Source organism: Reticulibacter mediterranei (genome assembly GCF_016587455.1).
In genome coordinates, this window is sequence record NZ_BNJK01000001.1 from 2277920 (window position 1) to 2298957 (window position 21038).

Below are 21038 nucleotides of genomic sequence, written 5' to 3' on the forward strand. Positions count from 1 at the left end.
CGAGTATCATTATCCACGATAATTGCTATGTTGTCCAGCTTTGCCACGCTGCTTCTGTAGTAGCAAACATGCTTCCGACAGCAACCAGCGTAAAGCAAATGAGCACAACACCACTGACAACCAGCGTCCATGTACTATTAGGGACAAGGCTGGGAATCCAGGAATAGAGTACTGAATCAACGATAGTGGCAACACAGCTAATTGGACCAACAACGCTGATTGTTAACAAGACAGGGATGGGAAGAATGGCCTTCTCACGCAATATCGCCCGGTTACGCAGGAACAATTTAAACAGGGCGATATAGAAAAAGTTTGTTATTAACGCCCAGACCAGCGAAACAACCGCCAGACTGACGTTGTAGATGATGGTGGCAAGGTTCGCTGGCGAGTTTATCTTGATGGTGTATGGCACCACTAGAAAAGCAAAGGCAGTAAAGACAATCGCCAGGACAGTCTGCACAATAACGCCATTAGCGGGCACACGATATTTATTGAGCTTTCCCACATTGGTGGGAACTCTTTTATCGACGCTCCCCACAAACAAAATGCGCGTAAACGAGGCGTTGTACATCACCACTGCACAGAAAAACGCGCCCATAATGCATATCACCGTGATATTGCCCCAGATTTTGCCAAGCGATTTATCCACTGTATCGATCAACGCGAACGGGGTCGCACCATTGGTCGAGCCTTCTACCACGAGCAGGGCAAACGTCGCCAGGAAATAGCAGACAAAGACAAGTAGCGTTCCCAGCTGTAAATGCTGGATAATACTTTTCCGCCTCTCCCCCTCACCATTCCTGACCATCTCGCCGCCCATATTCAATGGCACCTGCGAGCCAAGATAAGCCAACGTAATCAGCCCCAGCAGAGCGAAATTACCTGCGTTAATGCTCCAATCGGCGGGATGGTTAAAGCTCGTTGCAGATGGATGACCGCTGAGCAGCCAGCGAATACCTGCCACCGCAATCAGAGTCACCGCACATAGAATCAAACCGGCTCCAAAATTGACCAGATTTTGCGCCACACGAGTTGGTCGGGTCGCCAGAAATGCAGTCACAATCAAGATGACCATGATAGTCAAGCCCTGCTGCCAGGGTTCCGTCAACCATGTCGGATTCAAGCCTTGAATATAAGTAACAATGGTGTCGGAGGCACTGATCAGAATCAGCACCACAGGAAACCACCAGCACAGTCCAACAAAGAACGCCCAGTAGGAGCCGAGCGTTCTATAGGTCCAGTTATAGATAGATCCTTCATAGGGGAACAGCACTCCCAGTTGGGCAGTCGCAATCACGCTGGGAATAAAAAAAGTAATGCCTCCAAGAATCCAATAAATATAAGACGCGGCCCCCCCCGAGGCTGCGGTAGCGGCGTTCGTAATAAAAACTATGGCTATTAGAAAAATAGCAACCATATCTCTTGTGCGCAAGATAGGGGGTAGCGCCTTTGCCACATATTCTTCAGATGCTAACGGCTGATCACTTTTTCTCTTTTCAGGACTCCTTCCCAGCGGGGATACGTTAGTTGTTATCATTTCCCATTTCTCCATCAAAAAATATTAAAATTATCCGATATATAGTATCCTTCACCTGGTTAGACTCGACAAAACGTTCAACACTTTCAGAAAAATAACTCCGATCGTTTGGCAAGATTATAACAGGAATATTATTAAAAATTCATAAAAAAACAGACAAAATATTCTTAGCAAACAGCACATTAATGTAATTACAAAGCAAGCTACTTGCGATACTTATATAAGTAACAATAAACAGCTTGTTTGCTAGTAGTTCTTTCAGTAAAGACACATATGTTAGCTAAGGTGAGTAGAAGTGAGAGAAATAAATCTCTTGTATACTGCATAAGTATATGCTATGATAGCCAAACAGGTAGTTATTTCATCACCAGAAGAACAAATAACGGCGGCAGACCAGATTCCAGAAGGTATATTTAGTGATTCATACATATCGTCTAATACTTATTTCATACCTTGTGGAATAAAAAGAAGAAATCAAGAGGGCATACAAGGATATATACTGAAAATTTCATAAATAACCTCATTTACATCGCCACTTTCCATGCTTCGTCGCCTTCTGTAGCTCATGTAGAGCTACAATTGTTTTATAAAAAAAGGAGTACGTATGGAAACAACAGAAACATCTGTACACAGTGCAGATGTCCTTCCTTCGGAGCGTATTGCGGGAGGTATTCTCCCAAAGGTTCTTAATTCATTCGACATGGTCGCTATCTTTGTCGCTATCGTTCTCTTCATCACCAATGCCCCTGGCGTCGCAGCCGCAGGAAGCGTGGGGTATATTTACTGGATACTTGGATTTCTCGCCTTCCTGGTTCCTGGGGCCATCGTTACCGGACAACTGGGCCTGATGTTCCCCGGTGAAGGTTCCATTTACCTCTGGACGCACAAAGCATTCGGCTCATTTATGGGCTTTTTTGCTGGTTTCTGCGCCTGGTGGCCTGGTATTCTTTCGATTATCGTTCCTGGCGTCGTCGTTGTTACCTTCATCCAACACCTGGGCAGCCTTTTCAATGCCACCTTGCTGGATCAGCCCTGGGAAGAGGGGCTGGTTATTCTGGCAGTGCTGGGCGTCTCGCTGGTTCTCTCGCTCATTCGCTTCCGCGTCACGCAGAACATCATCAGCACCGTTTTTGTCGCATACGCAGCGGCCATCCTGTTGATTGGTCTCTCGGCCGTCCTCTGGTTGATCAGCGGGAATCATCCCACCAGTGATATCGGTGGTACATGGAACATCACCTTCGGCAGCAGCGGAAACTTTACGACCTTTGGCTTCGTCATCCTGGCTCTACTTGGTATTGAAGTGCCGCTTAACATGGGCGTTGAGATTAACGACGTACGCGCGATTACACGTTACCTGCTTTGGGGTTCCGTCGTCGTCATGCTCGCCTATCTCATCGCAACCTTTGGTGTGATGATGGTCGTTCCCGTAAAGGATCAGCCAAACACAACGGCGATTGCGGAAGCAGTACAGATTGGCTTTGGGAGCGCTGGCACTATTCTGGCAGTGATTTTCGATATCATCATTATCGGTGCATTCCTGTTTAACGCAAGCGTCTTCAACTACTCGTTTGGTCGCCTGCTCTTCATCTCCGGCCTTGATCGCCGTCTGCCTGCCGCGATGAGCAAAGTGAACTCCCAGAAAGTTCCCTGGGTGGCAGTTGTGGTCCAGACCATTATCGCTGGCCTCTTTTCTGTCGCTATCTTTATCATAGCTCCACTTTTGCCCACCGGGATCAAGCCAGGCGATCTCGCAACGCTGATGTATTACATCATCCTGGCAGCAGTGACGCTCATCTGGACGCTCTCGATGTGCATTCTGTTCGTTGATGTGATCATCATTCGTCGCAAGTATCACGAGGCATTCACGCGTATTCGGCTCGCGCCTGACTGGGTGTTCTATCTCTGCGCGGCATTAGGGCTGGTATCCAGCGGCGTTGGCTTCTATGCCACCATCACGGCTCCCTGGGTTCCTACGCTGATCGATCTCACTGGCTGGAACACATGGGTTATCGGCATTGCCTTACTCTCGCTGGTGATTGGCGTTATCGTCTACTTTATCGGTCAGGCTTCCGCACGCGTCGCAGCCGCCGAAGCTGCTATCGAGGCTGAAGCACTCCCGATTAGTGCGGCTCCTGAAGAAGTTAATGGCACCGCCGAAAGTGTTGAGATGACGACCGATAATACCGAGATCTCCGACACTGTTGAAGCGCCTGATTCTGTTGAGGTTGCCGAAAGTACCGATGAAGAAATCGCTTCTAAAACAACGGAATAACGTATTCAACACATAATCACGCATAGCTCGTGGCCCGGCATTATCTCTCCCATTGCGAGAAGAGGTGCCGGGTCACATCATTTCTGCCCACAGTAGCGAAAATGGTTTTGTGTCATACTAGTATGAGACGAGACACTCTGAACTACAACATATACGGTCCCGGTAAGGAGTCGCTCTATGCTGGATCTTACACCTATTCCTGTCGTCGATAATCATTGCCATCCTATGTACCGCAATCAGCAATTAGATGTGCCGCGCCTGCGCCGCCTCTTCACGGAAGCGACCAGCACAGATTTTGCCAACAAGCACATTCCCAACTCGGTCCATTATCTCTGGGCTATACGTCAAATGGCCCATTTCTATGGCTGCTCGGCCACGGAACAGGAGGTCGTCGCTGCCCACAATAGCCGCACACCTGAGACACTCCTGGCTGATCTGGTTCAAGCGGCAAACATCGGAACGCTGGTCATTGATACCGGTTATCCACCCCCGGAGGAGAGCTACACGCCAGAGCAAATGAGCCAGCTAGGAAATTGCCACACCGTCAAATTGCTGCGCCTCGAAACGCTCATGCAAGATCTCATCGTGGCTCATGCCGATTTCGATGAGATCGTTGACCGCTTTGCAACGGCGGTACGCAGCGCACGCGAACAGGGCTATAGCGGCTTAAAAAGTATTGTGGCCTATCGCACGGGCCTCCAGGTCGTGCGATGGAGAAAGGACGATGCTGTCAAATCTTTCGCTGAAGCGCGCTCACAGGCCGCTAGCCAGGGAAAACTACGTATTGCACATAAGCCACTCCTGGATTATCTGTTGCATGTCGCTTTCCAGCAAGCGGCAGAACAACAACTGCCCATCCAGTTTCACACGGGCTATGGCGATAGCGATACCGATCTGCGTCTGGGCAATCCACTGCACCTGCGCGATGTCATGGCAGAGCCAGCCTATCAAAACATGCCGATTGTGCTGCTGCACGAAAGCTATCCCTATAGCCAGTTCGGTGCATATCTGGCCGCTATCTATCCACAGGTCTATTTCGATCTTTCATATACCATCCCCTTTGTTGATAAGCTGGAAATGCTGGCCTTTACGCGCCAGGCTGTGAGCGTGGCACCGGCCAGCAAGCTTATGTATAGCACGGATGGAATTTACATTCCTGAGATGTACTGGGCTGGAGCATTGCGTGTACGCAGCGTGCTTGGGCAGGTGTTGCAAGAAATGATCGATGCCGACGAGATCGACGAAGAACAGGCATACCAACTGGCCCGCTGGATTTTGCATGATACGGCTCACGAGGTCTATCGACTACAGCAATAAGGAGATTTTAGGGTGAGCAGCAACGAAAATCAGGCGTCTGCACAATGGGAGCAGGCGGTACGGGTCATCAAACCCCATCAGTTTGATTCAAACACGCCACAGACGCCGGGAATGCAACGTGTCTCTGCCGTTTCGCGCGAATTGGCAGGCTCGCGGGGCATCTGGGCCGGCGTTACAGTCGTCTCTCCTCACGTGGCGAGCGGCAAACATCATCACGGAGAGTTGGAAACGGTTATCTATGTGGTGTCCGGACATGGCAAAATTCGCTGGGGAGAAGAGCTGCAATTTGAGCAGAATGTCGATCCCGGCGACTTCATCTATGTGCCGCCATTTGTGCCACATCAGGAGATCAATCCAGGGGATGAGCCATCGCAATGGGTGATTGTGCGCAACTCTCAGGAGCCGATTGTGGTCAATCTCGAACCAATGGATAAAGATCAACAACGGGCGAATGACGCTACCCACAAGTTCTAGCATTCTAGAGGCTACTATGCTATTCTGTACAACGTAGAGGAGACAACATCTACAGAGATCACGTCAAGCATAGGAGGCTGGATTGCGATGAGACCGGAAGAGATGGTCGGACGCGTTCTGGGCCATTATCGTATCAGCAAGGAACTTGGCTACGGAGGAACTGCTACCGTTTTTCTGGCTGAAGATATCAACCTACAACGAGAAGTTGCCCTGAAAGTCTTTCAACCGGAGAGCGGGAAGGCCGAAGAATTCTTGTTCCGTTTCGAGCGCGAGGCACGGGTGCTGGCGCAACTGGATCATCCGAACATTCTTCCTGTCTATGACTATGGTGAACAACAGGACATCGCCTATCTCGTCATGCCGTGCATGACCGGAGGCTCGCTCAAAGACCGCCTGCGCAAACAACGCATAGTCCCTCCCGCAGAAACGGTTCGCCTGATCTCGCAGGTACTCGACGCCCTCCAATACGCTCATGATCGTGGCCTGATTCATCGCGATATCAAACCAGGCAACATGCTCTTTAAGGCTTCGGGAGGTAGTGGCAGGCAGGAGCAACTCCTGCTCTCGGATTTCGGGCTGGTCAAAGTCCTCTCTACCGCTCAGAATACCCCGTTGGCGGCCGATCTCACCCGTCAAAGTACACCTACGATCAATGGCACACCAGACTATATGGCCCCGGAGCAAATTCTAGGCAAAGCGACGCAAGCCAGCGATATCTATTCAATGGGCGTAGTTCTCTATGAAATGCTGGCCGGAATACGTCCATTTCATGCAGATAGCTCTATGGGCGTGCTCATGCAACATCTCCACGTGCAGCCAGGGTCTTTGCGCGTACTGAATCCACGTATCTCTCCCGCACTGGAGGCCGTTGTGCTGCGGGCTATGGAGAAAGAGCAGGAGAAACGCTATCACAAGTCGAACGACCTGCAACAAGCGCTAGAATGGGCCATCGCAGACGGACAGCCACCACTGGAGAAACGGGATCTGTATGCAACCACGCCCACCGTGCAGGTACCACCATCACCGCTTCCTGGCGTTACAGCTGGCAACAAACCAGGTTTAATAGCAGGGCAAGAAGGCTTCACGCAACCAGTCAATCTTTCCGCTACCATCCCTTCATCTGGATATAGCCCGCCATCAAGCACACCCGCCAACATCAATATACCAGGGGAACCACATACACCTTCCCACCCGCCACAACAACAGAGTACACCCAGGCGACGGCCTCCGCTGCTCACCACGTTGCTGCTGCTTGCGCTGGTTGGAACTGCGAGCCTGAGCGGGTTCTTCTATGTCCAGAGCCAGCAAAACAACCGGCCACCAATTCCGGCAGGAACGGCAACGTTACAGGCAGTTGCCTCTATGCCCTCCAAAGGAGGCTCGACCGCCATACCCGGAACGACGCCAACCTCGGAGGCCGTCCCTCCAACGACAACTTCCTGTCCAGCGGCAAACACGGCACGCGCCGCGATTACGGCTCCGCTGGTGCTGGGCATCCATCCAAACATGCTCTACATTGTGAATGAAGGCACCCGCGATCACCCCATCACAGGCATCATCAAACGCCGTGAGGCTGTGACAATGGCCAAAGGTGTAGAGATCAACACATTGCACAATAGCTATATCAGCGAGGCTCAGGTATCGCAGGATGGACAATGGGTGCTGTTCACCGCCATAGTCGCGGGACAAGCTCAGATGCGTATGATACGCGTCGATGGACAGGGGCTGCAAACGCTCTATTGCGCACCCGCTCATACCAGCATCTCCAACAGCCAATGGTCCTTCCACCAGCAAGATATCATCTTTAATCTCTCTTCCACAGGCGGTCCCACAAAGCCAACAACCTATCTGCTAGATATAACGACGGGACAGCTCCAGGAAGAGCTAATCCCCCAGGCCGGTCTGACCTATTTTCCCGTGACCTGGCTGGACACAACCCATATCTACCTGACCGCCTCAGCACCCAATACCGATGCTCCTCCACAAAACATCTACGTGCTGGACACACAAAAGGGAGCGCAACAACACGATGGCGATTTGCAGAAAATCACTACCGGGCCTTGTGGTAGCTTCGATAGCAGCTATGACTCGAAGCAGTTGTTTATTAGCAAGTGTACCCTCGCTCCCGAAACGGGATCAGGGATCGATGCGCCGCTCGGACCCAGCACGATCACCGTGCAGCCAGCGCAAGGAGGACAGGCAAAAACCACGAAGCAAATTGATCAGGCAATCACCATGCTCCGCACGATCAGCACTACAACACAACTTTTACTGATCGAGAACTATAGCGGCGATACCAGCAAAAACGGGCTGTGGAAGATACAGGTTGATGGCTCTGGCCTGACGCGCCTCACCACTGACACCCAGAACCGACAGTCGTTATGTCCTTTTACACAATATGTCTGGTCGAACGTCTCGCGCGACGGAAGCTTCTATGCGTTACAGGAACACGATGCAAAGACCAACACCTATAGTATGTACTACGGCTCTCTCAATGGCGGCACGCCTACCCAATTTGCCAACATCAGCAACACGGAGCTATTATTTGCTGGATGGACGGGCCTTTGATTAGCAGAGCTGCTAAAGGAGAACCAATGAAAAAGCTATGTGTCATTTTAGTACTGTTGAGCCTGTTATCAATACTTATCGTGGCCTGTGAAGGTGATAGCGTGGGCAGCGGTTCGGACAGTGCCAATACGGTTCATACCAACGACCTGATCTTTTTGAAGGATCAGATCATCATCAAAAAAGGTGAGAGTATTACAGTTATTAACGACTCAGCGGTGCTACATGTTATCGCAAATGGAACATGGAAAGATGGCATACAGGAAGCGCTCAAAGAACGGGGCGCACCAGCCGGACTAACGCTTCAAGGGAAAGAGACGAAAATTATCGGACCGTTTAACACTACTGGCGTTTTCCACCTCTATTGCACCATCCACCCCAATATGAATTTAACCGTCACGGTGCAATAAACAAAAGAGAGGCGCGCAGGAAGCGCACCCCTCTCTCTAACAACACCGCTATTGAATAGTGCCGCTTACATCATCCACAAAGAAGGCTGTAGTCACCTGTGTTGCCGTCGTGCGCGCCGCAAAGACTACCGATACGGTGCGACCGGCATAAGACGATAAAGCCTTCGTCACGTCAAAGGTGCGCTGTTGCCAGCCTGCTGGCAGATTATTGTTACACGCGCGTTGCGGCGTGGCAATCACTTTGCCGTTGTTATCAAGCAAAAGGACGGAGAAGCTATCAACGCACGATTGAGCGGTCCGATTCGTACGTCCGGCCCACCAGTAGCTCAGCGTGATCTTCGTCGTCTTTGCTGGCACCGTGAAATCTTGCGACAACACATCGTTGCAGGCGCTATAACCACAGAGATACGCGCCATAACGTCCGGTGTGTGGATGCGCTGGATCAACCAGTTCATAGCCAGCCGCCGAATACTCCTGCCAGGAAGCAGAGCCGCTCTCAAAACCACCGTTTTTCACGAAGGGACCGGAAGCAGGTGGAGGCGTCGGCGACAGGACAGCGGTTGGCGACGAAATTGGCGTTGGCGTCGGTGTCGGAGAACTGCCCGGAGTTGGCGTTGGAGCCGGTCCCGGTGAGCCACCGTTCGCAAGGTCACGAGCAATATTGTAGATATCTGGCGAGCCTAAACCGCTCGCCAGATCGTAGTTCGCTGTTGCCGGATAGAACAGGTTGTTGCCCTGCGTAACATCATGGAAAGCTGGATATGGCTGTTGCGTACTCGCCAGCTTATAGAGCGCAGGATTGATAAAACCAGCGCCTGCTTTGCCCTGCTTTTGCAGATATTCGTTCACCAGCGCCAGACTGCCAGCCCACAAAGGCGCGGCGGCACTCGTTCCACCAACCACAACATTGCCACTCGTCGAACAGCCAGCCGCCGAGACCGTACAATAGACGGCATAGCCCGTTTGCGGATCGGCATCGGCAGCGATATCAGGCACTTCACGCTTGCCGGTGCTATACTGATTGTTCACACCTGGTCCCACCTGCCAGGATGGTTGCGCAAAGAAGCTACTGACACCACCACCACCACCAGAACCTTTGGGGCTACGCTGTGTGTCGCTGCTATTGCTCCAGATCGACTCACTACCATAGTTGCCACCGGAAAGCTGCAAGTTGGTGCCGCCTACGCCGGTCACATAGGGATCGTCAGCAGGCGAATCAACCGCGAGATTCTCATCATTGCAATCATACGCCCCGGAGTCGCCAGCAGCCGCAAAAAGCGTCATGCCCTGCGCCGCTGCCTGCTTGAAGATGCCATCCAGCGTTTGTAGTTCAGCATTGCCGGATTGCGCCTCGCACTCGCCCCAGCTAATCGTCACAATCTGCGCTTTGCCATCGGTAACAATTCTGCTGTATGTATCGTTGACCCCTTGTGTGGTGTTCGGCCCCTCATACACAATCTGAGATGCCTTCGGAGCCATTGCTCCCACGACCTCGATATCAAGCTCCACCTCGATAGCTCCCTCATTGGCAGAGCCATCGTAGCCATCAACCAGCACATTCGAGATGTTGGGCGTGCCCAGTGCGTTGTTTTTGAAGTACTGATTGATATCGCTGCTCTTGTACCCATCCAGTTCAAACACCGCGACCGTCTGATTATTCCCCTGGACACCTGTCTGAATTAGTGGCAGAGCATCATATGCACCACGCAGTTCGGTTGGCCCATAACCATTGCCGCCTGCCGCCGCTTTTGCCTGTCCCTGACGATTCAAAGGGCGCAGACGCACGCTGTTGTCCATACCACCGATAGAAAGGACGAGAGAAGAAAGGGTATCAGGAATCGTGGGCAAACTGGCATTTGCATAAAAAGAACGGGCACCGGACTGATAGGTATTGATCTTGACCTGAAACGCATTCTCGACGGTGGCGATGCTGCCTGTAGCGTCGATCAAGAGGCCATTAGGGGCAATCTGCGTCACCGTCAAACCCTGGCTGCGTAGATAATCTATGATCTGCTGTTGTTGCGCCTGCGTCGGACCAAACTCGGCAGCAAATTGCTGAGGGGTCAGAAATTGATGATAGCGAGACGAACCAGGAGTATAAAGATCATGCAAGAGTGCCGCAAACTGCTGCTCATTGCGCATCTTCAGGCCTATCGAAAGTTGAAGCTGTTGCTGCGAACTGGCCGCACCCACCAGACGGGAGTGACTGACAAGCGGCGGCACCTGGCCGTTGACAGGAACCCGCGACTGAGGCGTTGCGTGCGCCATAAGGCTGATGCCAAATAGACTGATGCCACAGATAAGCACTGCACTGATGACAAATACGCCTTTGAGTACAAAATGACGTTGCATACGGTATTCATTTCTCCTACCAGAATAAGAATATGAGAAGAACACGCTACAAAACGCACTAAGACAAAGCTAGCGAGCGATCGGGGCAGAGAGCGCATACCCCATCGATACATAAGAGATAAACGCAAACTTAGAAATACTTTGCGGAGAGTGGCTCTTTTTGGGCAGAGCATCACCCATATGGGTCAGATAGCTGTAACCAGACGGCTTTTCCGGGGGTTATGGGTAACGAACAGGCAATCATCATCGCAGGTTCTTTCGAATGGCCCAATTTGTGGTTATACTGTCTATAGTTGTGGGCAGCATGAAACGCGTTATCATCGCTTGTACAGCTATAACAGGTGAATGAAAGGTGTATACAGTCACTTCTTTCAGCGCGAGGGAGGTGAAATAGGTATTCCGAAAGCAATTCCTGCAAAAAGAATACAACAAAGTAGCTATAGATGTGGCTTGCATGTGCGGAAAAAACCAGATTAATGCAGAGACATTTCTCTGCACTATCGCGTATAATATTAAGATTGTGATTATGTAACGATGAGTATATAGAGCGACATCATATTTGTCAGTGCAAGTTTATTTCCTTCATCGCTACAGAGAATACTAGTTTGACGAGAGGAAGCCAGACGGCATGGCACAGATTCGCTTTCACGAGATTACGAAAAAATATCCCGGAACCAGTACACCAGCCGTAAATGCAGTCACGTTTGATGTACCAGAGGGCAGCACATGTATGCTAGTGGGAACCTCTGGTTCAGGCAAAACCACGCTGCTGCGCATGGTCAACCGCTTGATAGAGCCGACATCGGGCGAAATTATCATCGATGGGAAAAACATCTTGCAGGAAAACCCCATTCAGCTGCGTCGCCGCATCGGATACGTGATCCAGCAGGTTGGACTCTTCCCTCATATGACGATTGCCGAAAACGTCCGCGTGACGGCTGAGATTGCGGGTGGCTGGAGCAAAGAAAAGCTTGCCAGCCGGGTTGACGAACTGCTGGAACTGGTCGGACTGCCAGCAAAAGAGTATCGGCAGCGCTTCCCCCGGCAACTCTCTGGTGGACAGCAGCAACGCGTGGGGCTGGCACGTGCGCTCGCCACAGATCCAGCGATTCTGCTCATGGACGAACCATTTGGAGCACTGGACGCCATTACACGAGCGCGTATGCAGGACGAACTGCTCCGCATTCAACGCAATGTGCGCAAAACCATTCTCTTCGTCTCGCACGATATCGAAGAAGCCTTCAAACTTGGAAATCAGGTGGCGGTGATGTCAGAGGGCAAACTCATACAGATTGGCTCGCCGGTCGAACTGCTGGCCCAACCAGTCAACGACTTTGTGCGCCGACTGGTGGGTGGCGACAATATTCTACGCCAGCTTCAATATTTGCCCGTTGCTGATGCGCTGGATAATCGGCCAGAGGCAGTTTCATCAGCACATTGGGGAGATGTACCAACATGTTCTGAAGATGAAACGCTCCTCCAGGCCATGCTCCAACTCCTCGAAACCAACGCGCCCGCCCTCGCCGTCCAACGCAAAGACACAGACAATCTTCTCGGCTATGTAACCCTTACCAGCATCAATCACGCAATTACCCGCGTACGTGGCAACCAGAACGTGCCCGAAGGGACCCACATTTAAGTGTGCAGTCTGCATAGACACATGCTTTTATTGACACATAGACAACAAAAATAAAAGGCCGAGAGGAATCTCATGAGATATCTACTGAGTCCATACAATTACGATCTATCCGACCCGGCAAGCATTCCCAACCTGATCTGGCAACACGCCTTTCTGGTTGGGATCAGCATGCTCATCTCGCTCATTATCGCGATCCCGCTGGGCATTGTGGTTGCACGCCGTCGCAGGCTGTATCTACCAGTGATTACCATTACCGACCTGCTCTACACCATTCCCGGTGTCGCACTGATTGGCGTCTTGATTACGATACCCGGGCTTGGCTTGAGCTTCCTGACAGCAATCATTCCGCTTATTCTGTACACACAATTGGTCCTGATCCGCAATACCGCCGCTGGTATCAATAACATCGATCCCTTGTTGCTCGAAACGGCACGGGCAATGGGAATGAGTCCGAGCCAGGTGCTTTTTCGCGTCACGTTGCCACTGGCCTTGCCGGTCATCGTTGCCGGTATTCGCGTCGCAACCGTCACCACCATCGGCATTGCGTCGCTGGCCTCATTGGTAGGCCAGGGAGGGTTGGGAGACCTGATCTTCAAAAATATCACGACGCAGGATCTCGATGCGGTAGCGGCTGGTGGCATCTTAATGGCCCTCTTCGCCATCATTACTGATATCGTTTTGTTAGGCGTACAAACCCTGCTCAATCGCGGGCGCGGCGCTGTCTCGATAGCATAAGCAGGGAGGGCATAGCGTATGAATAGCATTCTCGATTTTATTCTCGATCCGCGTAACGATTTCCCAGGGCAGACAAACGTCTATATCCAACTCTGCCTGCTCTCCATTGTGGTTGCGATTATTATTGGAGTTGTGCTGGGCATTGCCGTATCACGCAGCGCGATACTCGGCTTCATCGCCGTGAACGTCAGTGGATTGATGCGTGCAATTCCAGTGATCGCCTTTCTTATCGCGGCTCTGCCATATCTTGGGTTGGGATTTCTGCCCGCCTTCGTTTCCCTGGTCATTCTGGGCATCCCACCGATATTGCTTAATACCTATACAGGCATCCGGGGCATCGATCCAGCGATGATTGATGCCGCGAAAGGGATGGGCATGACGCGCTGGCAAATTATCACGCGGGTTCAGACGCCGCTCGTGCAATCCGTCGTCGCAGCCGGTATCCGCACTTCGGCAGTACAGATTATCGCAACGGCAACACTGGCCGCTTTTATCGGCGCTGGCGGCTATGGAGACTATATCGTAGATGGCCTCTATAAGCTAAACAGCACCGAGATTCTGGCGGGGGCTATACCTGTTGCCATTCTAGCAATGCTGGTAGAATTAGTGTTAGGGTGGTTACAACGCGTGCTGACACCTGTTGGGCTGCGTCCACAGGGACAGGGCGTGGTGGAAATAACACAGCAATAATATGTGTTATAAATAATATAATTCGCTGTTATCATGCAGAGGGTTATACGTGTATTTCGTTTTTATTCTGTTAAGGAGGAAGAGATGACTTCCCTTCGTTCGCTTCAGACCAAATTTCTGGTCTGCTTCGCACTCGTCGCATTGCTTATTCTGTCAGCCTGTGGAACCTCTGGCAATTCTGGTGGGACAACAACAGGTACAGGTGGTGGTAGCACTTCGGGGACATCCAAAGGGCCAATCACGGTTGCCAGTAAACTCGATACCGAAAGTCAGTTGATAGCGAAGATGTACACCCTGTTATTGCGCAAGGCAGGTTTCACCATTAATGAGAAACCCGCGCTGGGCAACAACACGATCATCTTCCAGGCCATCAGCAGTAACCAGATCGATCTCTATCCAGAGTTCACCGCAACCGCATTGAACAAACTGGGGTTGCCCTCGGCCAATGATCCCAAGAAGGATTACGAGACGGTCAAAGAACAGTACAATCAGAAGTACCAGCTCACCTGGCTCGACGCTTCTCCTTTGAATGATGGTTATGCCCTCTGCACCAGCAAAGAGCAATCGCAAAAGGGCGGCTTCACGAGCATCTCGCAGCTGACCTCCAAAGCTTCAGGACTGGTGCTGACCTCGCCCAGCGATGGCGTTTCCTTTGTGGATGGCCTGAAGTCGGCCTATGGATTGACCACCAAGAGCTTCAAGCAGACCAAGACGGTTGACTATGCGCTCGGTTTCCAGGCGGTCAAAAGCAATCAGGCCCAGGTCACGGTCTGCTACACCACCGATGGCTCCATCACACAGAATGGCTTCGTCTTCCTGAACGACGACAAGCACGGCTTCCCCGAATTCAACCCAGCTCCGCTGGTGCGCAACTCGGTGGCCCAGAAGTATCCCGACATCGCGACAACGCTGAACCCGCTGGCTCCCGATCTGACGACAGATGTGAGCATCCAGCTTCAGAAGCAGGTGGCGGATATGAAGCAGTCAGGTACATCCGTCTCCCAGGCAATCACCAAAGTTGCTACGGACTTCTTAACGAGCAAAGGGCTGCTCTAGCTCTAACGCACAAAAAAACTGGAAGCGGGTATCATTTGATATCCGCTTCCTTTTTGTTTTAATTGCTCGATCCAGACTCAGCCGTATATTTTTTCTTCCTTCTCTCCATATACCAGGCGAGCCTGTTCAACCTCCTCCATATGCTCCTCTGCCCACTGCCTCAGCATAGCCATCAGCGGAATCAAGGTGATTCCCAAAGGAGAGAGGGAATATTCGACAGCAGGTGGATTTGTTGGCGTGATCTTGCGCTGCACGATGCCGCGCTGCTCCAGATTGCGCAAGGTTTGCGTCAGCACCTTATGCGAAATGCCATCGATCGCACGCTGTAGTTCATTAAAGCGCGTGGGCTGTCTTTCCAGCAACGCAAAGATGAGGGCCGTCCACTTGTCGGCAATCAGCTCAAGCACCTGCCGTGAAGGGCAATGCGCCATCAACACACTATGAGGCGAGAGCTGGTTCGATGAAGATGTTTGCAGCGTCCTTTCCATAGCTATAACTATAGCATATATCGCCGCTCCTTTGTATCTCTCCACATCAGCCCCGGTTACTTTAAAGTGCGTACTTGTAGGGTTTCGCATTAGCATTTATAGTATAGATAACAAAAGCAAATAAATATCTACATAACAAACAAATGTGGAGATAAGAAATGAATCAACTCAATAAAGGTATCATTAGAGCAGGAGAACAACCTCACAAGATTGCTCTCATCGTCGGAGCGCAAGGGGTTATTGGTCGCAATCTTGTCGATCATCTCACAACACTGCTTGATTGGGATATTATAGGTCTATCGAGGCGCGGTGGAGCGTCTACAAGTCGCGTTCGATATGTGGCGGTTGATCTGCTTGATCGGGACGATACCCGCAAGAAGCTTGGAGATCTCACACAGGTAACGCACATCTTCTACGCCGCCTACCAGGATCGACCAACCTGGGCCGAGCTAGTGCCTCCCAACCTTGCCATGTTGATGAATGTCATCGAGGCGGTCGAGCCAATCGCTCCCAATTTACAACATGTTAGCCTGATGCAAGGGTACAAGGTCTATGGAGGTCATCTCGGCCCGTTCAAGACGCCTGCCCGCGAGACCGATGCGGGCCATATGCCACCCGAATTTATGGTTGATCAGCAGGTTTTTCTTGAAAATCGGCAGCAAGGAAAAAACTGGACCTGGTCGGCAATTCGTCCGGCGGTGGTCAGTGGTTTTGCGCTCGGCAACCCGATGAATCTGGCGATGGTGATTGCCGTCTATGCGGCAATTACTAAAGAGCTGGGGCTACCCTTACGCTTCCCAGGCAAACCGGGAGCATATGATAAACTGCTCGAAATGACCGATGCGGGTTTGCTAGCACACGCAACAGTTTGGGCAGCAACCGATCAGCGGTGCGCTAATCAGGCATTCAACATCAACAACGGCGACCTTTTTCGCTGGAACGAGATGTGGCCCAAACTCGCCCGCTTCTTCGACCTTGAGGTAGCGCCGCCACTACCGATGTCGCTCGATGTTGTTATGGCAGACAAAGAGCCGCTCTGGAACGCGATGGTCGAGAAATATGGACTCGAACCTCATCCTTACAAAGATGTGTCGTCCTGGCGCTTCGGCGATTTTGTCTTCTCCTGGGACTACGATATGTTCGCCGATGGATCGAAGGCCCGTCGCTTCGGCTTTCATGAGTATGTCGATACCGAAGCCATGTTTCTCAACATTTTCAACGATTTCCGTCAGCGCAAAATCATTCCCTGAGCTTGCTCATTCAGCATATGTTTAATAGAGAAGCTTTTATTACATAGATGACAACCTATCTTCTTCCGAAGAAGGCAAAGAAAGGAAAGATACGTTTCATGGCAGACCTGAATAATCCAAAGGTTCAGAAGATCTTACAATCGAAGACATTTGCTCATCTAGCCACGATCAGACCAGACGGAGCGCCGCAATCGTCGCCTATGTGGTTCATCTGGGATGGCGAGTACATCAAGTTCACCCATGCGACTAACCGCCAAAAATATTACAATATTCAGCATGACCCTCGCGTCTCCATCTCGATTACCGATGTTGATAACCCATATACCTATGCCGAGTTTCGTGGCGTGGTTGAAAAGATCGAGAAAGACCCCAATGGAGCTTTCTACAATACGCTGGCAAAACATTACGATACACCCTGGGGCTATCCAGGCGACCCACGCGTCATTCTTTATGTGAAACCTCAGCATATTGTTGGGCAGAATCTATAAAAATATGAACCGCAACAATTTACGATGGTAGTGCACAGTTTCGTAGTTGCGCGATTTATCGCGCGTTTCCGACGCAGCGCGATAAATCGCGCAACTACGAAATGAATGTACCTTAGCGAGAAACGTTAGCTGCCAGCGCGTTCTCCATTGTATGGGCGTCATGTCCACGCAAATGTTCACGAATGGCGATAGCGGCTGCGGCTCCCTCACCAGCTGCGCTGACCAGTTGCTTCGTGCTACCTTTGCGTACATCGCCAGCAGCAAAGATCCCCTCCGTGCTGGTCTGGAAATCAATACCAGTCATGATAAAGCCCTGGTCATCGAGCTTGGCACTATCAGCAAACGCCTGGCTGTTGGGTGCAAGGCCGATGAAGACAAACACACCCGCTGGATGTAGTTCTTCAGTCTCGCCAGTCTGCGTATTTTTCGTCACGACGGTATCCAGATGGTGATTGTTACCCTTAAACTCCACAACCTGCGTATTATAGCGAATCTCAATAGCGGGAGTCGATGTAGCCTTATCGATAGCTAGCTTGCTTGCGGAGAGTTGGGAACCACGCGCCAGAATAGTAACTTTCGGACAGAAGCGCGTCAGGAACGCCGCCTCTTCCACTGCACTGTTGCCGGAACCAATCACAGCCACTTCGCGCCCACGATAGAAGGGACCATCACAGGTCGCACAAAAATGGACGCCAGCACCAATAAAATCCTCCTCTCCCGGCACGCCCAGCCGTTTATATGTTGAGCCGGTAGCGATCAAGACCGCGTTAGCGCGATAGGTATGTCCATCTTCGGTCTCGACAAAATGCGCTCCCCTATCATTGCCCACACGAACCACATTCTGCGCTGAGAGCAGTTCCACGCCAAAGCGCTTCGATTGTTCGATGACGCGTTGAGCAAACTCGGCACCGGTAACGCCTTCGGGAAAGCCGGGATAGTTATCGAGCCGCTCAGTAATGCCTGCCTGCCCACCAAGTCCACTACGCTCAATGACCAGCACATCATAGCCATCGCGTGCCGCATAAATAGCAGCTGTCAAACCGGTTGGACCGCCACCGACCACGATCAGATCGTAAAACTCACATTGCGCCTGCGTGTTCAGTCCCAGTTTTGCCGCCAACTCAGCGTTTGTCGGTTCAATCAGCAGGGAGCCATCATCGAATACAATCGTCGGGATCGTCAATCCCCCGTTTTGCACCTTTTGCACGAATGCCTGACCCTCTTGATTGTCCTCAATATTGATATATTTGTACTGGACACGCTGTTCACCAAGAAACTTCTTGCTGCGTTTACAATCGCTACACCAATCGGTTCCGTAGAGTGTTATATTCTCGTCAGCCATGATTCTGCCTTCTTTCTTCTCCTGATTCCCTCACTACTAAAAACGCGCTGAGGGAATACATTTTACTTCGATTTTATAAATTTTTGAGCATCAAATCTGCGACACTACTTCATCCATAAAGCCCAGAAGCTGAACTTTCCTCTCAGTGTACTACAACCAGACTTTGAGGACGTGTAACAGGAGAACTTAGTTTTACCCATAGCATCACCTTCTATCACAATCCACATCATCCTGATGCACATGTGCATACAACTGAGGAAGAGCGATGAAACCAACTATTGATCAAACGGCTTTTGGCTCCATTACTATCGAAGGAACGATGTTCAATCACGATGTGCTGATCCGACAGGATGGTCAGATCAAAAAACGTAAAAAAAGGCTCTCCAAAGCGCTTTACGGCACATCGCATACTCTTTCACTGGATGAAGCCAAATATGTCTACGAAAAAGGGACGCAACGGCTCATTATTGGCACAGGACAGCACGATAATGTTCGTCTCTCAGCAGAGGCCGCTGATTATCTTCAGCAAAAGCATTGCCATGTCGATCTACTCCCTACTCCGGCAGCAATCCGCACATGGAATACTAGCAGCGGCGCAGTCATCGGCCTCTTCCACGTCACCTGTTGAAAAAGCAAGAGGAACCCTTTTCGCAACATACATCAAACGGTGCTAAGAGGAAACAACCTCCACCTTCACTTTATGATAGCCCGTCGCTCCGTTGGGAACGGTAAATTGGTCATGACTGGTCTGCACCTCGCCAGTGCCATCGGTTGCACGACTGACCAGCATATAGGTTCCAGGTTGTGCAGGAGACCACTGCCACGTCCAGAGCCGCCATGCATCCTGCGATAAAGGGGCTTGCAAGGTCGCATTGTGCCAGGTGGTGCCACCATCGTCGCTGATCTCGACCCGCTGAATGCCGCGATTGCCCGCGAAAGCAATCCCTCCAACTTCAATATTTTTGGCGAAAGGCACGTGTCCTGCCGGCCGATCTATCCGGCTGATAGTATGGAGCGGCCCGTTGTACCAGCCCTGGTCTGAATAAAGGCCACCAACAAAGTGATCGACCAGTTCGATACGCGTCAACCATTTGGGATTCTCCTCGCCATAGCGACCAGGAATCAACACACGCATCGGGAAACCATGCTTCTGCGGCAACTCTGCACCATTCATACGCCACGCCAGGAGCGGATCAACGGCGAGCAGTTCGTTCAGGGGCAAGCTGACATTATACCCATCAACGCTATAGAAAGCCACGTGAGTAGCGTTGGAGAGCGCGCCGCCATGCCGCTCCAGCAGGCTACGCAAAGTGACCCCCTGCCAAATAGCCGTACTGATAAGATGATCCCCTGTATAATTGGCGATGCATTCCAGCGTAATCGGGCGCGATGTTGAGGGCAACTGCTGGACCTCTTCATAAGTGTAGCTGCCCGGATTTTTTACCAGCCCCACCACTTCTAAACGCCAGAGAGCAGGCTGCGGCTTCGGATCAACAGGGTTCTGCGTGACTGTATAGTGTTCATCGTTGGGCGTAATCGGCGAGGTCACGTTTTGATGTGGGAAGGTCTTCTGTCCATCATAGGAGGCGTAGTTATTGAGATACCCGCGAATCAGGCCTACCGTCGCGCCCGCTCCACCAACACTCAACGCAGCCACACCTGCACGAGACAGTAGCAACCTCCTCGCCAGCACCGTTGATTTTTGCCCCGAGACGACAAGCTGTTTGGGCAATAGGGCACGATATGCCAGACATAGCACAATCCCATAGAGGGCAAAATCGGCCAGCAGAGCCAGCGCTGAGACAAATGTAGACCAACCAACAGGCAGGCCATAGAAGTTCTGCCGCAACTCGTTCCAGAACAATACCACGCCAATCACGGTCATCACCACGCTAAATGCCAGCGCAACCAGCCACTCACGCCGCGTGGGACGATAGCCCTGCACCGGGAGAGGCAAACGCACCAGGGCAGCATACAGGAAGCTGGCAACGGTGCCAACGAGGACCATCCCCAGCAGCGCAAGACCAAGCGGATAGGTTTTAGAGTTCGCACCAAACACAACGAGAAGACGAAAAAAGGTGCCAACGTTGATATGTTTGAGGACATAATCGCCAAACAACTCGACCGGGGTAGGTATCCCAGCCACCAATCGTAAGATGCCCATCAAGGCGGTTGTTAACAGGCTGGCCGCCAGACCAGCACCCGGAGCCAGGAGAGCCGAAAGCAGCAACGTGCGCCACGTCGGGAAAGTCACTGGTGCAGCAGAAGCAGCCTTGTTCTGCTGCTTCGTAGATTGTTGATCGGTATTTTGCATAATTGACCTTTACCTTGATAATTGCAACCTGAATAATCTCATTTTGATGTGTTGATAGAGCGAGCAATACAAGAGGCTATACATAGTACTTTTTGCTTATACTCATGTC

The 21038-nt window shown here is 51.4% G+C and carries 17 protein-coding genes; 12 read left to right on the top strand and 5 right to left on the bottom strand.

The annotated features are described in order from the left end of the window. Positions 1 to 25: 25 nt before the first annotated feature. Positions 26 to 1537 carry an APC family permease gene (locus K3T83_RS09755; protein ID WP_220202778.1) on the bottom strand — a complete coding sequence of 504 codons (1512 nt, stop codon included), beginning with the start codon at positions 1535 to 1537 and terminating at the stop codon, positions 26 to 28. Between the two features lie 604 nt (positions 1538 to 2141). On the opposite strand from K3T83_RS09755, the gene K3T83_RS09760 reads away from it, so the two are divergent. The 5 genes from K3T83_RS09760 (at position 2142) to K3T83_RS09780 (ending at position 8575) form a co-directional block, all read left to right on the top strand. Then, a complete protein-coding gene (locus K3T83_RS09760) occupies positions 2142 to 3809 on the top strand; it encodes an APC family permease (RefSeq protein WP_220202779.1) in 1668 nt (555 codons plus the stop codon). A 177-nt stretch (positions 3810 to 3986) separates the two neighbouring features. Beyond that, positions 3987 to 5126, top strand: coding sequence for an amidohydrolase family protein (locus K3T83_RS09765; protein ID WP_220202780.1), 1140 nt, complete (start codon positions 3987 to 3989; stop codon positions 5124 to 5126). Positions 5127 to 5138: 12 nt separating this feature from the next. Next, positions 5139 to 5600 (top strand): cupin domain-containing protein, encoded by a 462-nt coding sequence (locus tag K3T83_RS09770; RefSeq protein ID WP_236064862.1) that lies wholly within the window; start codon positions 5139 to 5141, stop codon positions 5598 to 5600. A gap of 87 nt (positions 5601 to 5687) precedes the next feature. Then, entirely contained in the window at positions 5688 to 8168 is a 2481-nt protein-coding gene (locus K3T83_RS09775; RefSeq protein ID WP_220202781.1) for a serine/threonine protein kinase, read from the top strand. A 26-nt stretch (positions 8169 to 8194) separates the two neighbouring features. Then, positions 8195 to 8575 carry a cupredoxin domain-containing protein gene (locus K3T83_RS09780; RefSeq protein ID WP_220202782.1) on the top strand — a complete coding sequence of 127 codons (381 nt, stop codon included), beginning with the start codon at positions 8195 to 8197 and terminating at the stop codon, positions 8573 to 8575. Between the two features lie 48 nt (positions 8576 to 8623). Here K3T83_RS09780 and K3T83_RS09785 read toward each other — a convergent pair whose 3' ends face one another. Further along, on the bottom strand, positions 8624 to 10927 hold the full coding sequence (locus K3T83_RS09785; RefSeq protein ID WP_220202783.1) for a S53 family peptidase: 2304 nt from the start codon (positions 10925 to 10927) through the stop codon (positions 8624 to 8626). A gap of 628 nt (positions 10928 to 11555) precedes the next feature. Between K3T83_RS09785 and K3T83_RS09790 the strand changes: the two genes are divergently transcribed. From K3T83_RS09790 to K3T83_RS09805, 4 genes are all read left to right on the top strand, one after another. Beyond that, complete coding sequence (locus tag K3T83_RS09790; protein WP_220202784.1) at positions 11556 to 12566, top strand: ABC transporter ATP-binding protein; 1011 nt, start codon at positions 11556 to 11558, stop codon at positions 12564 to 12566. A gap of 72 nt (positions 12567 to 12638) precedes the next feature. Next, the gene (locus K3T83_RS09795; protein ID WP_220202785.1) at positions 12639 to 13301 is read left to right on the top strand and encodes an ABC transporter permease; all 663 of its coding nucleotides are present in this window, start codon (positions 12639 to 12641) and stop codon (positions 13299 to 13301) included. Positions 13302 to 13319: 18 nt separating this feature from the next. Next, entirely contained in the window at positions 13320 to 13991 is a 672-nt protein-coding gene (locus K3T83_RS09800) for an ABC transporter permease (RefSeq protein ID WP_220202786.1), read from the top strand. 84 nt (positions 13992 to 14075) lie between these two features. After that, a complete protein-coding gene (locus K3T83_RS09805; RefSeq protein ID WP_220202787.1) occupies positions 14076 to 15047 on the top strand; it encodes a glycine betaine ABC transporter substrate-binding protein in 972 nt (323 codons plus the stop codon). Between the two features lie 77 nt (positions 15048 to 15124). Here the strand turns inward: K3T83_RS09805 and K3T83_RS09810 are convergent, their stop codons facing one another. Further along, positions 15125 to 15535 (bottom strand): winged helix-turn-helix transcriptional regulator, encoded by a 411-nt coding sequence (locus K3T83_RS09810; protein WP_220202788.1) that lies wholly within the window; start codon positions 15533 to 15535, stop codon positions 15125 to 15127. A gap of 158 nt (positions 15536 to 15693) precedes the next feature. On the opposite strand from K3T83_RS09810, the gene K3T83_RS09815 reads away from it, so the two are divergent. After that, positions 15694 to 16785: an SDR family oxidoreductase gene (locus K3T83_RS09815; protein ID WP_220202789.1), complete on the top strand. Its 1092-nt coding sequence runs from the start codon at positions 15694 to 15696 to the stop codon at positions 16783 to 16785. A gap of 98 nt (positions 16786 to 16883) precedes the next feature. Further along, positions 16884 to 17273 (top strand): PPOX class F420-dependent oxidoreductase, encoded by a 390-nt coding sequence (locus K3T83_RS09820; protein WP_220202790.1) that lies wholly within the window; start codon positions 16884 to 16886, stop codon positions 17271 to 17273. Positions 17274 to 17385: 112 nt separating this feature from the next. Here the strand turns inward: K3T83_RS09820 and K3T83_RS09825 are convergent, their stop codons facing one another. Further along, positions 17386 to 18615 carry an FAD-dependent oxidoreductase gene (locus K3T83_RS09825; protein WP_220202791.1) on the bottom strand — a complete coding sequence of 410 codons (1230 nt, stop codon included), beginning with the start codon at positions 18613 to 18615 and terminating at the stop codon, positions 17386 to 17388. Positions 18616 to 18880: 265 nt separating this feature from the next. On the opposite strand from K3T83_RS09825, the gene K3T83_RS09830 reads away from it, so the two are divergent. Continuing rightward, the gene (locus K3T83_RS09830; RefSeq protein ID WP_220202792.1) at positions 18881 to 19243 is read left to right on the top strand and encodes an Mth938-like domain-containing protein; all 363 of its coding nucleotides are present in this window, start codon (positions 18881 to 18883) and stop codon (positions 19241 to 19243) included. Positions 19244 to 19285: 42 nt separating this feature from the next. On the opposite strand, the gene K3T83_RS09835 is transcribed toward K3T83_RS09830, so the two are convergent. Then, positions 19286 to 20929 carry a molybdopterin-dependent oxidoreductase gene (locus tag K3T83_RS09835; protein WP_220202793.1) on the bottom strand — a complete coding sequence of 548 codons (1644 nt, stop codon included), beginning with the start codon at positions 20927 to 20929 and terminating at the stop codon, positions 19286 to 19288. Between the last annotated feature and the right edge of the window lie 109 nt (positions 20930 to 21038).